Source organism: Alteromonas sp. OM2203, assembly GCF_048517045.1.
Classification (GTDB): Bacteria; Pseudomonadota; Gammaproteobacteria; order Enterobacterales; family Alteromonadaceae; genus Alteromonas; species Alteromonas gracilis.
This window is the reverse complement of record NZ_CP183209.1, coordinates 4,362,948-4,376,583: the sequence shown is the minus strand read 5'-3', so window position 1 is coordinate 4,376,583 and position 13,636 is coordinate 4,362,948. Positions and strand designations below refer to the sequence as shown.

Here is a 13,636-nt window from a genome sequence, read left to right as displayed (position 1 = left end):
TAATGTATAGACAGTGAACTATTTCTGATACAAGGTATATGAAACTATCAGTACTTTGACGTCTGAAACTTGCCGCTTTTATAAAGCGGTAATGCTAGACACTGGAATTATCTGTTAAGGAAAGATTTATGTTGAAGCAGTGGTCTTTTTTATTGGTCACGGTGGTTGTTTGCTCGGCCTGTGTCTCTCATTCAACCCCTTCGGAAGCACAACAAGAAAATACGCTTGAGCGTTACTTGGACATGCCTGCTTACCAGCAAGCCCAAGCGATTGCCAACGGAGAGATTACATCGGCGGCGCTGGTTAAAGGCTATTTATCACGTGTTGAAAAGCTAGACAATCAAGTAAACAGCGTTCTTGCGTTAAACCCAAATATATTAAACGAAGCACAGGCAGTCGATAGACAAATAGCCAATAAGCAAGCGCTCGGCCCTTTAGCCGGTATCCCTGTATTGTTAAAAGATAATATTGAAAGTGATGAAATGCCTACAACAGCAGGTTCGATGGCGCTTCTTAACAATAATACAGGTCGCAATGCGCCCATTGTGGCGAAGCTAAAAGCTGCTGGAGCCATTGTCCTAGGTAAAACTAACTTGTCTGAGTGGGCCAACTTTCGTTCAGAGTCTTCAATCAGCGGATGGAGCGCCGTCGGTGGGCTTACTCGCAATCCTCATATACTAGCGCGAAGCGCGTGTGGCTCGTCGTCAGGCTCAGGCGCAGCAATGTCACTTCGTTTGGCATCGCTCGCTGTAGGAACTGAAACTAACGGTTCAATTATCTGCCCAGCTTCGATAAACGGTGTGGTTGGCTTTAAGCCTACGGTAGGCCTTCTGTCTCGAACGCATATTGTGCCGATTTCGTTTAGCCAAGATACGGCAGGGCCAATGACAGCGAATGTGCACGATGCATGGTTGATGACCGCAATCATGGCGGGTGTTGATGAAGAAGATAACGCAACAAAAGATGCCCAATCCCATGTTCCAAAGCTACCTTCCGCCTCAATGCTCGCAACAGACTTAAAAGGTAAGAGAATAGGCGTGGTAAGGTACAGACAAGGAGATAATCCACACGTCCTCGCCGTTTACGAAAAAGCGTTAGCGCAGCTTAAAGCATCGGGAGCAACCTTGGTGGATATCAGTGACTTTTCTCAGCCGGATTCTTTCTGGGCCGATTCTTACAATGTCTTACTTAGTGAATTCCATCACAGCATCAACGACTATTTAGCTGGCTCTCCGGCAGAGCTACCTGCAAGGAACCTTGATGAACTTATTGCGTTCAATAAGAAAACCGAGCGAGAGCTATCACTCTTTGATCAGAACATTTTTGAAAAGTCTTTGGCTTCAGCGACAATTGAAAGCGACGAATACAAAAAAGCACTTAGCCTTATTAAAGATACTGCGGGCAAAAATGGCATTGATGCACTGATGGCAAAGCATAACGTTGAGGTACTCGTGGCACCATCAAATAGCCCATCCTTTCTTATAGATGGCGTATATGGAGACCACTCTCCGGTAGGCTTTATTGGTATTGGGTATTTAGCGGCAATAGCTGGCTATCCTCATCTGACGGTACCGGCTGGGCAAGTGAAAGACCTTCCTGTTGGCATCAGCTTTATTGGGGGTAAGTGGCAAGATGAAGAAGTGCTTGAAGTCGGGCGTATATTTGAAGCTAAACATGGCTTTTATATCAAGCCGGGATTGCTGCCCACACGCTTTGACAACCCAAAGTTCAAGGGAATTGAAAAAGGACTAGATGCCGCGCTATAACAGGCTCAACAAAAAAGCCCTCGATTTCAAATCAAGGGCTTTAACTTTCTCAAAACGCTCGTTGCGAAATACAACATTAACCAGGCTTTTTAACCCAAGCGCTACACCAGCCGTCAGCATTAACCAGTTTGTTAGGGAAAATGTTACAAGGGCGGTATTGCTCGCCATCGGCGCCCTGCACGTACATGCAGTTAGCACATTTTGCACCTTCAACCGTTGAAGACGGTGTGTAGTTTAATGCTTTTGCTGTTGGGTCGTCGGCGCTAAGCTGCTCTTGAGCTTGTGCACGTAACGCAACTCCGCCTAGCGTAAGACCGATAACTGTAGAGCCCGATAGCTTTAAGAAGTCACGGCGATTTACAGATTTCATAACATTCTCCTTAAGAGATAGAAACGATAATGATTCTTTTTTATTCAGTGCCTTAAACGCAAAAACCTGCCCCAAGAGGCAGGTTTTGTTTCATATCTAGATACTATCTCTTTTTGAAAAAAGATCGACTGAATTTTCGAATTTTCGCTTGATCCAGATTAAATAAACTTCACAGTACCATGTCTGTCAGACACACAATGACACTGTAGGTTCACTTTTTTGTTAGTGCAACATCTGGCTTAGCGTATGAGAACTGCGCTATTCGCTTTGTACTGTGATAGCTGTCTAAACCTGAAATACAAGCCGTCTTCGCTTGCTCAATGTCGACATACCCATCTTCATCAACAATGTCTTCTGGCATATAAAGTTCTTGAATCTCGCCAATTACCATTTCAGTCTCATTTAGTAAGGTAAAGTGCTGAGCAACCTTGAGCCCCATTTTAATATCGCTTTCTGCCACATAAGGGGCACTAAATGATCCGCTGAATTGCGGCGTTAAGCCTACGGCATCAAATTCGCTTTCATCTGGTGCATAGCGCGCTGATGTTTGATGCGCCTTGTCTACCCAATCGGTGGAAACGTGATTCAATGTGTAGAACCCTTGCTGTTTGATATTACCAAGGGTATCGCGCGTCACAGTATGTGGGCGCATGATCATACCAATTAGTGGAGGATTTGCACCCACATGGACAATAGAACTAACGATTGCAAGATTGTTTGTCTTGCCGTCGGTCGTACCCACTAAAGTGGCAGATTTAAACCCTGATAGGCTGTTGATTAAATTAGCGCGATATCGCTGTGCAAGGGCGTCAATATCGGCCCGAGTAAATTGTTTAGTCATTCTCTCTTTCAGCCTCAATCTGTATGTCGTCACCATGTTGATAGGTCGTCAGTTCAATAGGTTGGCAGCACACTTGGCAATCAAGTACCTGAACTTGCCCTACATCATTGACTTCATCTATCTCTACGTCGTTCGGTGCCATACAGTATGGGCATGAAAAGTCCATAGAACGGGTTAAGCTCATAAAAGTTCGCCTTCGTAATCACAATTGCTGTTTGTTACGTAATGTAAAGAAGACTGGATTTACCCATTGTTGAAAGAAGCAAAAGCTAAGAGACAAGATTTGGTTGGGCCAAAATAAACAGACATAAAGGTTGAGAAGTGACAAATAAAGTAGGCGAATGCCCTTGCTGCAAAAGAGACACACGCCTTACGTTTCATCATTTGATCCCACGAAAAATGCACCGTCGTAACTTCTTTAAAAAGCATTTCACCAAATCAGAATTGCAAACCGGTATTTATATTTGTAGGCAATGTCATAGTGGCATCCATCGATTTTATGATGAGATGACGTTAGCTAAACACTTTTATACTTTGCCGCTTTTGCTTGAAGACGAGCAGCTAGCCACGTTTTTTCGTTGGGTCGCGAAGCAGAGAGTACGAGTTTAAAGTGCGGATGGGAGAAGCAGAACCTTGTGTAGGCGCTGTATTTAATTTGATTAAATGGGCTGTATAAATATACACTATCAAAGATTTTACAGCCAAAGATGCACCATGCGAAAAGATTTACCGCCCCGTTATTATCTAACACACTTTCACGAATTCCTTGGGTTCTTCGAGGGAGCGAACCGTGCGCTGTTAAGCGATGAAGCTACTGATTTTATAGAACGCTTCAGGGCATTGGATGACGACAAGCAATGCATTGTGGTGAGAGCTGCCAATCGCAAGTACGCGGTAATAGATAGAAGTCAGTTTAATTACAGCGAAGTTAGCACGCCGCAGGAGCAGATAGACTGGTTAAAGGTAAATGGTTGGTTTGGTGACCTGTCTCATGCTTCGTTAAATGATATTGCGGGTGTATTAACAAAAGACGCACTGCTTGCGTTACTCGCCGAGTATGGCAGTACACAGGGTCTTTCTTCATTGACCAAACCAAAGTTGGTCACAAGACTGAAAGAGCACATTTCAACCCACGGTTGGCCTGAGCAGTTATCACTTGAAAATTATTTAGTGTGTCTCTTTGATAGTGCGCTTCGTTTTCTACTTTTTATATATTTCGGCAACACAAAAAGCCGCCTGAATCAATTTTCTATGCGCGATCTTGGCGTAATGAGAACGCGCTCTGATTCTGTTACCGACACGGCCCGTTTTGATACCAAGGAAGACGCTCTAGCAGCATGGTTCTACGCTAACCACTACAGTCAGTTGGCGTCTTATAACGATGATATGCTTCTTGCAACCGCAGAGGCAGACTTTCCAGAAACAGAAGGCGTATCGGCAAGTTTTTATCGCGATCAATGTCTTTATGCGCTTGGACTCAAACTATTGGGAATAGACCGCCAAAAAGGGTTAGCTGTTCTGCAACAAGCACAAAGCGACAAAGCAAAGGAAAAGTGGTTAAGGGAAAGTTACAAAGACGGTAACCAGGATGGCGTAAAGCAGGTGCTTGAAGACATCATAGATAATCCCCAGTCGGATACACTGCTGGCTTTTGCTGAAGATTTTTATGCTCGCAAATATCATAAAAAGCGCACCAGTACGGTGACTGACATGCTCAGAAACGCAAGCCGAACGCTTGATATTGATGTGAGTCAAAATCAGCAGGTAGAGCGAGGTGTTTTAGCCCACTACGCAAGGCAAGGAATTGAGGGCTGGCGCACAGAGAATCGGTTGTGGCGTAGTCTGTTTGGCCTTACGTTCTGGAAGCAGCTTTACGAAGAGGATACGTTGGTTACTGAATTTGATCGCAGGCCACTTTCGCTAAAGCAAAACAACTTTTATGCAAAGTTTGAACTTAGTATTGAAGACCTACTGCGCAAGCTCGATACTAAAGAAAAGTTGCGATTCCACCTTCATAAAATGGCGACCCAGCATTATGGCAAAGTAAACAGTTTGTTTATGTGGTCAAGCTATTTGCTAACGCCGATTGAAGCACTAATAAAGCATGGTTCACTTGAGGTAATTTACACCTTACTACGAATGATGTGTAAAGACTTCGCCAACCTGAGGGACGGATTCCCCGACATTATGGTGTTTGATAACACCCTTCGCTTTGAAGAGATAAAGGCCCCTGGCGATCAACTTCGACGTAACCAACTTGTGTCTATCCAGCGTTTGCAGCAAGCGGGGTTTGATGTAGCCGTTACGACTGTTAATTGGATACGGGATCCTGAACAACCTTATGTTGTCGTAGACATCGAAACAACAGGTGGCAATAACAGTTACAACCGCATTACGGAAATAGGTATGGTGAAGCTTGTGGCTGGACAGGAGGTAGACAGGTTTCAAACCCTTCTTAATCCTCAGCGCCGTATCCCCAGCAATATTACCAAGCTTACCGGTATTTCAGACGACATGGTGGCCGACGCGCCGCTGTTTTCTGAAGTCGCGGATCATATCGCAAGTTTTACTCAGGATGCCGTGTTTGTTGCACATAACGTTAACTTTGATTATGGATTCATTAAACAAGAGTTTGCTCGATTAGAACAATCGTTTAGAAGACCTAAAATGTGTACTGTGCGCGAGATGCGTCGAACTTACCCTGGCCTACCGTCCTATTCGCTAGCCAACTTGACCAAACATTTCCATATCGAAATGGAGCGGCATCACCGGGCACTGAGTGATGCCGTAGCAGCAGCAGAGCTTTTAAAGCTAGCGTTTGAAAAAGAGGATGAGGCTATTATTGCTAACGTTAGCGAGTAATTTAGCGAGTAAGTTAGCAACACGGAATTTATGGTTTTTACTGAACGAAATCGTTCCCTATAGAGTAAATATTGAAGTTAAAAAAGTACTTATTGAGATGTTTGAGATGGCACTTACTGAAGAGCAAGAATCACGAGTCATAGAAATGGCATGGGAAGACCGCACCCCATTTGAAGCTATTGAGCGTTTGTTTGGACTACCCGAGAAAGACGTAATAAAGCTCATGCGTAAAAACCTTAAACAAAAAACCTTCAAAAACTGGCGTGAGAGAGTATCGGGTAGGAAGACAAAGCATGCGAGCTTGCGACCAGAAGGCGTGGATAGAGGTTACTGCCCTTCTCAGTACAAATATAAAGGTGCTAACAAGTAAATATCAACAATCATATCGTCACCCACCGCTCGGGTCATGGTGGGCTGAGCGGCAATCAGCGCATGTAATTAAGGCTCTTGGGTCACTTCTTAGGCGGTGATATTGCAGAAATTGGCAAGAGAAAAGCAGTGAGCTGTTGTCGCAATGGCGTTGGAAATACGAAGGTGTTGTCTGATAACAAAATGCTTTTAGCGTGGTGGACTTGGCGAAGGAGATTTGAATAGGTGTCGTTGTTATTTTGAATGTCCTCCACTTTTGTCATCATAAGTTCAATAAACTCTCCAGGCGTTAAGTTATCTTGTTTCTTTATCTCAAGGGCTAACGCTTTTACGACATACGTTTCCCATTCTTTTCGGTAGCTCTCATTTAACCGTTCGGGGTAAAGAGCTAAGTCGGCTATGTCTTGAGCGAGGTCGACAATGTCGAGTGGATCATCAAATAACACTCTAAACGCGAGGAGCGTTTCATCTGAAAGACGAGAAATTGGTAGTTGTTCTTTAAATTGGGCGTAACGACTAGACACAAACACACCTTGATATTTCTTCAGGGCAAATAATGAGTACATCGATAAGAAAGAATAAGCTCTCTTATTGGTCTAAAGTCTAATAAATCTGCCGAGGACTTTAAAGCGTCTGAAATTAAAAATAAGTAATTAAGCATAACTGAACTCCTAGCAGTCTACCCCCGTAATCTATTATGCACTGTTAAAGTGTGTACGCGTTCTTGCTGTTTGGCCCATCGTTTGATGGGCCTTTTTTTGAATGGCGTTGTGCTTGGCCGTCAGCCCTCGAAAGACAGCTTGATACCTGCTAACAGTCGGCTTACGCTTTCAACAAAGTCTGTTCTCACAAACCATTCAACATCATGTTTTTTCGAAAGAACACCACTGAATTCCAACGAACCTCCATGGCCTGTACCTAAAAAGTCTTCTATGAGTTCGGCACGCTCGCCGAAACGACTATCTATGTAAGAGTAATATGCAAAATATTCGATAGGATAAGAAGTGTTAAGAACGCCTGTTGCAAGCTCACCACTTGTCCCAACTACAAACTTAGCAGCGCTTTCGTCAGTTCGCTGAACAAGTTCTACAAAAGCGGTATCTTCATCATTGATTCGAAAGCGATATTCAGCCCGTACAAACGTTCCATTGAGCATTTTTTCAAAACTTGCTTCATAACTGTGACGCTGCCCCATTTTTGCCGAGTACTCAATTTCAAAATAATCGTCTTCTTCGCCAATATTGAATGCTTCATTCGCCTGTGCATTTACTAATTGCCCCACCACTATTTCAATGGCCGTATCGTTTTTGAGCTGTCGGACGTGTCGAACCCCCGTTATCCAGCCATCTTTAGAAAGTCCTGTAGATGAAACCCTGCCTTTGTAGGTTGGAATAACGCCAACCTCAGTCTTACCGAAGTCATTTTTGTGTCTTACATATAAACGCCGTGGATAAAGGTAATCTGTGGTATCGCTACCGAATGTATTATGGCTAGAAGAAAAGTCCTCTCCGGTAACAATAAAGCTATGAACAGACAGAGATGGCGAGAGTGCGATAGAGGGATAGTAACGCAAACGGTATTGCTCTCTGCTAGGCCTGTTGGAGCGATCGTCATAGCGTATCTGTACATCAAGTTTATGTGAAAAAGATGGGGAAAACCCATTCGCATAAGCATTGGTTAACGCGCAAGACAAAAGCGGTGTGATAAGCAGTATAAAAAAACGCACTCGTAAACTCTTAAGCAGTGAATTTATCTACGTTTATACATTAAATCCTGTTAATTGGGTAACGAGTTGGTATTGATGAAAAATAAAAAAAGCCGACAGGGATGCCGGCACAAGTGGAGTGGGACTCCAATTAAACACACAAAATTTCAAAACCTAGGGAGATGTCTTAAAACTTGTACCTAGTTTAAATTGGTGTGTTGAATAGTAAAATCGTTAAAATTTGATTGTGCTAATCGTAAAATTAGAAGACGCTGAATAGCGAATAGCGAATAGCGAATAGCGAATAGCGAATAGCGAATAGCGAATAGCGAATAGCGAATAGCGAATAGCGAAAAGAAAATTGGGCTACACAAAAAACACCGTGTAGCCCAAAGGGGGGATTAGGCTAGGCCTAGCTTCTTCTCAAGGTAGTGGATGTTGGTTCCACCTGCGAAGAAGTTTTCATCAGCCATAATGGCACGCTGAAGCGGGATATTCGTTTTAATTCCTTCAACTACAATCTCTTCAAGCGCGTGACGCATACGAGCGATTGCTTCGTCTCGGCTTTCGCCATAAGTGATAAGCTTACCGATCATAGAGTCGTAGTAAGGCGGTACGTGGTAGCCCGCGTAAATGTGCGACTCCCAGCGAATACCTAAGCCACCTGGCGCGTGGAACATGGTGATAGGACCAGGGCTTGGAATGAAGGTTTTTGGATCTTCTGCATTAATTCGGCATTCAATGGCGTGGCCACGAATTTGAATTTGCGACTGGTCGATAGACAGTGGCTGACCAGCAGCAATGCGAAGCTGTTCTTTAATGAGATCAACGCCAGTAATCATTTCAGATACAGGGTGCTCTACCTGAATACGAGTATTCATTTCAATGAAATAGAATTCGCCGTTTTCATACAAGAACTCGAACGTACCTGCGCCGCGGTAGCCAATTTCAACACAGGCTCTGCGGCAGCGATCGCCAATTTTGGTGCGCATTTGCTCAGAGATACCTGGTGCCGGAGCTTCTTCAACGACCTTCTGGTGACGACGCTGCATTGAACAGTCGCGCTCACCTAAGTGGATGGCGTTGCCTTGTCCATCGGCTAGTACCTGAATTTCAACGTGACGTGGGTTCTCAAGGAATTTTTCCATGTAAACCGTTGAGTTACCAAAGGCAGCGCCAGCTTCAGCCTGCGTTGTTTCAATGGCTTTAATCAATTCAGCTTCGCTGCGAACCACGCGCATACCACGTCCACCGCCGCCGCCCGCAGCTTTAACGATGATAGGGTAGCCAATGCGCTTAGCAATGGCTTTGTTGCGCTCTACGTCATCCGTTAGCGGGCCGTCAGAGCCTGGCACACAGGGTACCCCGGCTTTTTTCATTGCATTAATAGCTGAAACTTTGTCACCCATTAGGTTAATAGTTTCGGGTTTAGGGCCAATGAAAATAAAGCCGCTTTTTTCTACCGCCTCAGCAAAGTCTGCGTTTTCCGCTAGGAAACCGTAACCTGGGTGAATAGCGATTGAATTTGTGACCTCGGCGGCAGCGATGATGCGCGGTATATTAAGGTAGCTTTCGGTTGCCGATGCTTTACCAATACAAATTGATTCATCAGCTAGCAACACGTGCTTCAAGTTTTTATCCGCAGTAGAGTGCACGGCTACGGTTTTGATGCCTAGTTCTTTACAGGCTCTCAAAATACGTAGGGCAATCTCGCCACGGTTAGCAATAAGTACTTTATCTAGCATAGTTAAGCACTCGCTTATTCAATGATGAACATTGGCTGGTCGAATTCGACAGGGTCTTGGTTTTCCACCAAGATTGCCTTAACCACACCTGCTTTATCTGCTTCAATTTGGTTCATCATCTTCATGGCTTCAACGATACAAAGCGTGTCGCCAACTTTTACTTGCTGACCCACTTCTGCAAAGGCTTTTGCAGTAGGAGAAGATGCACGGTAGAAAGTACCTACCATAGGAGACTTAACAACGTGACCTTCTGGCTGTGCAGGCTCCGCTGGCGCTTCTGATGCGGTGGTGGCTGCCGCTGCTGGAGCAGGAGCCATTTGCGGTGCTGCAGGCGCTGCAAAACTGTAGTTCATTGGCGCTTGAACACCTGTAGGTCCACGGTGGATGCGTACAGACTCTTCGCCTTCAGTGATCTCTAGCTCGGCAATGCCAGATTCTTCCACTAATTCGATGAGTTTTTTAATCTTTCTAATATCCATGTTCTGTCTCTGCGTTATTTTAACGATTTCGGTAAATTGATTGCTGCAGTTAGCGCGAGCGAATAACCCATGGCACCAAGGCCAACAATGACGCCAGCTGCAACATCAGAAAAATAAGAATGGTGACGAAACGGTTCGCGGGCATGAACGTTCGACAAATGCACTTCAATAAACGGAATACTGACACTCAACAATGCATCGCGAAGGGCGACGCTGGTGTGCGTGAAAGCAGCAGGATTAATAATAATGGCATCAACTGTACCCATAGCAGCGTGCACGCGTTCAATCAGTTCAAACTCTGCGTTCGACTGAAAATGCGTTAAGGTCACGTCGCTCGAGGCAGCCTGCGCCTGCAAATCATCAACGATGTCTTGCAAGGTTTGTGTGCCGTACTTTTCGGGTTCTCGTTGGCCTAACATATTTAAGTTAGGGCCGTTCAGTAACAAAATGTTCATCTAGTTTGCTGCTATCTTCGGGAAAAAATCACTGTTTTCGTCATTTCAACAAATTTTTGTGACAGTTGCACGAAAAAACGCCAATTTATTTTCTCATTTATTGTGTTAACTAATGATTATAGTGATAGATAAAGTTTTCGCAGCAAAATACTGGTCTAATCAGGTGTTTTCGCCGCAAAGTTTAAGTGGTAATTTTGGGCGTGAACCCGCAGCACGCTGTGTGATTCAATGGTATTGGTTACACGAGTTAGAGAGAGGTGCCGCCAAGAGAAAAGGGAACGCTAACGTATTTACCGTGAAACTTAGCCACATAAACAGCGAAGTGGAGGTGGGGTAAGGAAGAGAATCCCGTGTTGCCGGTATAGCCGATTAGTTGTCCCCGCTGCACGGTTTGCCCTCGTGTTACTGCCGCTCCTTTGTGCTTAAGATGATAGTATTCACCGGTTGTGCCGTCACTATGAAGAACAACAACATAATTAGCATATTTAGCAAGTTCGGGCGATGGCCCGCCTTTATCGCCATCGTCTTTGGTGTCTATGACCACACCCTCGCGCGCTGCTAGAACAGGAGTGCCCACAGGCGCGGCAAAGTCGAGCGCAAATCTCGATGCTCCAGAATGGGTAAAGGTACCATTGAAACCCTGAACAATACTGTATTTACTGGCAGGCTGCAGGGGAGAAAGGTAGGTATAAGTATCGTCATGCTTCGCATCTATTCGCCCCACCGTCCATTTAACGCGCATGGTTTCCCAAAATGTTTCAGGTTCTTCTATTACACCTAAAGGTATAGCGTTGTCTGTATTCAAAAACGCGTTGGCATGAAATAGTGGCTTTCGTGACTTTTCTTGAGACGGTATTTGTAACAGTTCATCGGAATACAGCGTGAGCGCTACGGGAAAAGAGACTTTTCGTTGAACAGAGACAAGATAAAGGGAAGTCGATGAAGGGGTGAGTTCGAAGCAAAACCGCTTATTATCAAAACAGCCTGTCGTTTTCGCTAAGACAGGCGAGGAAAGCAAACAACAAAAACTAACAATGATTACAATTAAGAGTAGCCATATGAGGCGACCCTTAACAAAATTGATAAGGGCCGTGCTTCCTGTAGGGAAATCCGATGATTTAGTCAGGGCTAATATTCCCACGGCTACTGTCATCGAGTGTTTGGTTTAGCCATTCATCAGCATGACTAGCAAAGGCTTTTGCTTTCATAAACCCGGTTACGCGAGCTTTTTCTATTTCATTACCATTATTATCAAAGAATAAAATAGTAGGGAGACCAAGGACGTTGAAGGTATCGAAAATCTCCTGGCGTTCTGGTGTGTTATCGGTAAGGTCCATTTGCATCCACACCGTGTTGCTAAGCGCTGTAACCACTTTCTGGTCAGGGAAGGTGTATTTTTCGAATTCCTTACAGGCCACACACCAGTCTGCGTAAAGGTCAACCATTACGGTTTTTCCATTGGCGTTGGCGGCATCTATTTTATTGCGTAAATCCGCTAAATCTCTTGCAATAACAAAGTCTGGGTGACCCACATGTTTACCGTCGGTACTTTCGCCCCACAACCCAGTGTTAAGCCCCGCTTGATAGGTAAGACCTGCGCTGCCCATGATACCTACTGCAACCAACACAGCGCGCAGTAGCTTCATCAACGAATTTTTACTAGCGCGATTAAGTGCCCAGTAATAACCAAATAGACCAAAGCCTAACAAGCCCCAAAGAAAGCCAGTGGCAGGGCTGTTGTAGAGACGCTCAATAAACACAATAGCCACCGCAAGCATCATAAAGCCGAAGGTTACTTTGACCACATTCATCCAGTTACCAGCTTTTGGAAGCAGTTTTCCGCCAGTCATACCAAAGAGAATGAGCGGAACGCCCATGCCTATACTTAACAGATAAAGGGAAATAAAGCCGAGCGTCATATCACCCGTTTGGGCAATAAATAATAAAATACCGGTGAGCGGTGCAGTAGTGCAGGGCGATGCAATAAGGCCAGACAATACGCCCATAACAAACACACCTGCGAAACTGCCGGGTGTTTGGTTGTTACTCATGTGAGTTAGCTTTTCTTGATACTTTGCGGGAAGCTGAATTTCAAAACCACCAAATAGGGCAACGGCAAGCGCCACAAACAGTACAATGAACACGCCCAGCACCACAGGATGTTGCAACGCAGCCTGAAACTGGGCACCTGCTACAGCAACCACCAAACCAAGCAATGAGTACGTGATCGCCATACCCTGAACGTAAACAAAGGTTAACCAGAACGAATGCGATGCGGTTTTAGGCTTGCCCCGACCAATAACGATACCCGAGACAATGGGGTACATAGGAAACACACAAGGGGTAAAAGCCAGTCCTACACCCAGAGCGAAAAATAAAGCAAGCGTAAGGGCAATATTATCTTTATCGATAAGCTGTTGGGCTAGGTCAAACTGTTCGCTTTGCGAAGAGGTTGAGGTGTTATTTGATCCCGACGCCGCATCTATACTAGCCGGCGCGCTGCGTCCTACTTCATTTAGGTATACAACTTTAACCGTAGGGGGGTAACAAAGCCCGGCGTCAGCGCAGCCCTGATACCGAACTTTAACTACGCCGTTACTGCCCGCCGATTCGATAGGCAAAGTAATAGATACGCCGTCGTAAAATACTTCAGACTCGCCAAAAAACTCATCTTCAATCATTACCCCGCTTGGGAATGCGGGTTCGCCAATTTCAGCTTCTTTAGCCACGAACTTGAATTGCTTTCGGTACAGATAATAGCCGTCTGCAATATCGAAGGTGAGCCTTAACGTGTTCTCTTTTTGATTAAAGTCGAAAGCAAACGCTTGTTCTACATCTAAAAATTGTGGTTCGTCTGCAAAGGGATCATCGAATGCACTGGGTACCTGCGCAAAAGAAACTGCACTAAACATCGACATTAAACAAAGCACTAAAATGACATGTGCTGTAAACCGGCGGTACAGTGGCGCTACTGGCAGATTTGTGGACATGAGAAACGTAGTCATAAGGTCAAATTTCATTATTATCTATTTTTCTTTTTGATT

Annotated in this window: 13 protein-coding genes; 3 read left to right on the top strand and 10 right to left on the bottom strand. The window is 44.8% G+C overall.

The features are described from left to right. Positions 1–128: 128 nt before the first annotated feature. Positions 129–1,766 (top strand): amidase, encoded by a 1,638-nt coding sequence (locus ACM0P2_RS19165; RefSeq protein ID WP_419227026.1) that lies wholly within the window; start codon positions 129–131, stop codon positions 1,764–1,766. A 76-nt stretch (positions 1,767–1,842) separates the two neighbouring features. Here ACM0P2_RS19165 and ACM0P2_RS19160 read toward each other — a convergent pair whose 3' ends face one another. The 3 genes from ACM0P2_RS19160 to ACM0P2_RS19150 form a co-directional block, all read right to left on the bottom strand. Next, positions 1,843–2,136 carry a high-potential iron-sulfur protein gene (locus tag ACM0P2_RS19160; protein ID WP_118491294.1) on the bottom strand — a complete coding sequence of 98 codons (294 nt, stop codon included), beginning with the start codon at positions 2,134–2,136 and terminating at the stop codon, positions 1,843–1,845. A gap of 211 nt (positions 2,137–2,347) precedes the next feature. Beyond that, the gene (locus ACM0P2_RS19155; RefSeq protein ID WP_173359232.1) at positions 2,348–2,977 is read right to left on the bottom strand and encodes a flavin reductase family protein; all 630 of its coding nucleotides are present in this window, start codon (positions 2,975–2,977) and stop codon (positions 2,348–2,350) included. After that, complete coding sequence (locus tag ACM0P2_RS19150) at positions 2,970–3,161, bottom strand: CPXCG motif-containing cysteine-rich protein (protein WP_159118595.1); 192 nt, start codon at positions 3,159–3,161, stop codon at positions 2,970–2,972. The genes ACM0P2_RS19155 and ACM0P2_RS19150 overlap by 8 nt, the downstream gene beginning before the upstream one ends. 530 nt (positions 3,162–3,691) lie before the next feature. Here ACM0P2_RS19150 and ACM0P2_RS19145 point away from each other — a divergent pair. Next, positions 3,692–5,839 (top strand): exonuclease domain-containing protein, encoded by a 2,148-nt coding sequence (locus ACM0P2_RS19145; RefSeq protein ID WP_419227025.1) that lies wholly within the window; start codon positions 3,692–3,694, stop codon positions 5,837–5,839. Between the two features lie 106 nt (positions 5,840–5,945). Further along, positions 5,946–6,209, top strand: coding sequence for a TIGR03643 family protein (locus ACM0P2_RS19140; RefSeq protein ID WP_105932719.1), 264 nt, complete (start codon positions 5,946–5,948; stop codon positions 6,207–6,209). An 82-nt stretch (positions 6,210–6,291) separates the two neighbouring features. Here ACM0P2_RS19140 and ACM0P2_RS19135 read toward each other — a convergent pair whose 3' ends face one another. From ACM0P2_RS19135 to ACM0P2_RS19105, 7 genes are all read right to left on the bottom strand, one after another. Next, complete coding sequence (locus tag ACM0P2_RS19135) at positions 6,292–6,732, bottom strand: hypothetical protein (protein WP_159118593.1); 441 nt, start codon at positions 6,730–6,732, stop codon at positions 6,292–6,294. A 257-nt stretch (positions 6,733–6,989) separates the two neighbouring features. Next, entirely contained in the window at positions 6,990–7,919 is a 930-nt protein-coding gene (locus ACM0P2_RS19130; RefSeq protein WP_419227719.1) for a hypothetical protein, read from the bottom strand. A gap of 395 nt (positions 7,920–8,314) precedes the next feature. Further along, positions 8,315–9,658, bottom strand: coding sequence for an acetyl-CoA carboxylase biotin carboxylase subunit (gene accC / locus ACM0P2_RS19125; RefSeq protein ID WP_105932537.1), 1,344 nt, complete (start codon positions 9,656–9,658; stop codon positions 8,315–8,317). A 14-nt stretch (positions 9,659–9,672) separates the two neighbouring features. Beyond that, on the bottom strand, positions 9,673–10,137 hold the full coding sequence (gene accB / locus ACM0P2_RS19120) for an acetyl-CoA carboxylase biotin carboxyl carrier protein (protein WP_014951276.1): 465 nt from the start codon (positions 10,135–10,137) through the stop codon (positions 9,673–9,675). A 14-nt stretch (positions 10,138–10,151) separates the two neighbouring features. After that, the gene (aroQ, locus tag ACM0P2_RS19115; protein ID WP_159118591.1) at positions 10,152–10,592 is read right to left on the bottom strand and encodes a type II 3-dehydroquinate dehydratase; all 441 of its coding nucleotides are present in this window, start codon (positions 10,590–10,592) and stop codon (positions 10,152–10,154) included. A 247-nt stretch (positions 10,593–10,839) separates the two neighbouring features. Continuing rightward, positions 10,840–11,745, bottom strand: coding sequence for a M23 family metallopeptidase (locus ACM0P2_RS19110; RefSeq protein WP_159118590.1), 906 nt, complete (start codon positions 11,743–11,745; stop codon positions 10,840–10,842). Beyond that, positions 11,711–13,612, bottom strand: coding sequence for a protein-disulfide reductase DsbD (locus ACM0P2_RS19105; RefSeq protein WP_419227024.1), 1,902 nt, complete (start codon positions 13,610–13,612; stop codon positions 11,711–11,713). The genes ACM0P2_RS19110 and ACM0P2_RS19105 overlap by 35 nt, the downstream gene beginning before the upstream one ends. Positions 13,613–13,636 lie beyond the last annotated feature (24 nt).

Excerpts from the sequence above, each read along its gene's own strand:
- ACM0P2_RS19105 (WP_419227024.1), bottom strand. The coding sequence starts at position 13,612 with ATGAAATTTGACCTTATGACTACGTTTCTCATGTCCACAAATCTGCCA.
- aroQ (WP_159118591.1), bottom strand. The coding sequence starts at position 10,592 with ATGAACATTTTGTTACTGAACGGCCCTAACTTAAATATGTTAGGCCAA.
- accC (WP_105932537.1), bottom strand. The coding sequence starts at position 9,658 with ATGCTAGATAAAGTACTTATTGCTAACCGTGGCGAGATTGCCCTACGT.
- ACM0P2_RS19155 (WP_173359232.1), bottom strand. The coding sequence starts at position 2,977 with ATGACTAAACAATTTACTCGGGCCGATATTGACGCCCTTGCACAGCGA.
- accB (WP_014951276.1), bottom strand. The coding sequence starts at position 10,137 with ATGGATATTAGAAAGATTAAAAAACTCATCGAATTAGTGGAAGAATCT.
- ACM0P2_RS19140 (WP_105932719.1), top strand. The coding sequence starts at position 5,946 with ATGGCACTTACTGAAGAGCAAGAATCACGAGTCATAGAAATGGCATGG.
- ACM0P2_RS19165 (WP_419227026.1), top strand. The coding sequence starts at position 129 with ATGTTGAAGCAGTGGTCTTTTTTATTGGTCACGGTGGTTGTTTGCTCG.
- ACM0P2_RS19145 (WP_419227025.1), top strand. The coding sequence starts at position 3,692 with ATGCGAAAAGATTTACCGCCCCGTTATTATCTAACACACTTTCACGAA.
- ACM0P2_RS19110 (WP_159118590.1), bottom strand. The coding sequence starts at position 11,745 with ATGACAGTAGCCGTGGGAATATTAGCCCTGACTAAATCATCGGATTTC.
- ACM0P2_RS19150 (WP_159118595.1), bottom strand. The coding sequence starts at position 3,161 with ATGAGCTTAACCCGTTCTATGGACTTTTCATGCCCATACTGTATGGCA.
- ACM0P2_RS19160 (WP_118491294.1), bottom strand. The coding sequence starts at position 2,136 with ATGAAATCTGTAAATCGCCGTGACTTCTTAAAGCTATCGGGCTCTACA.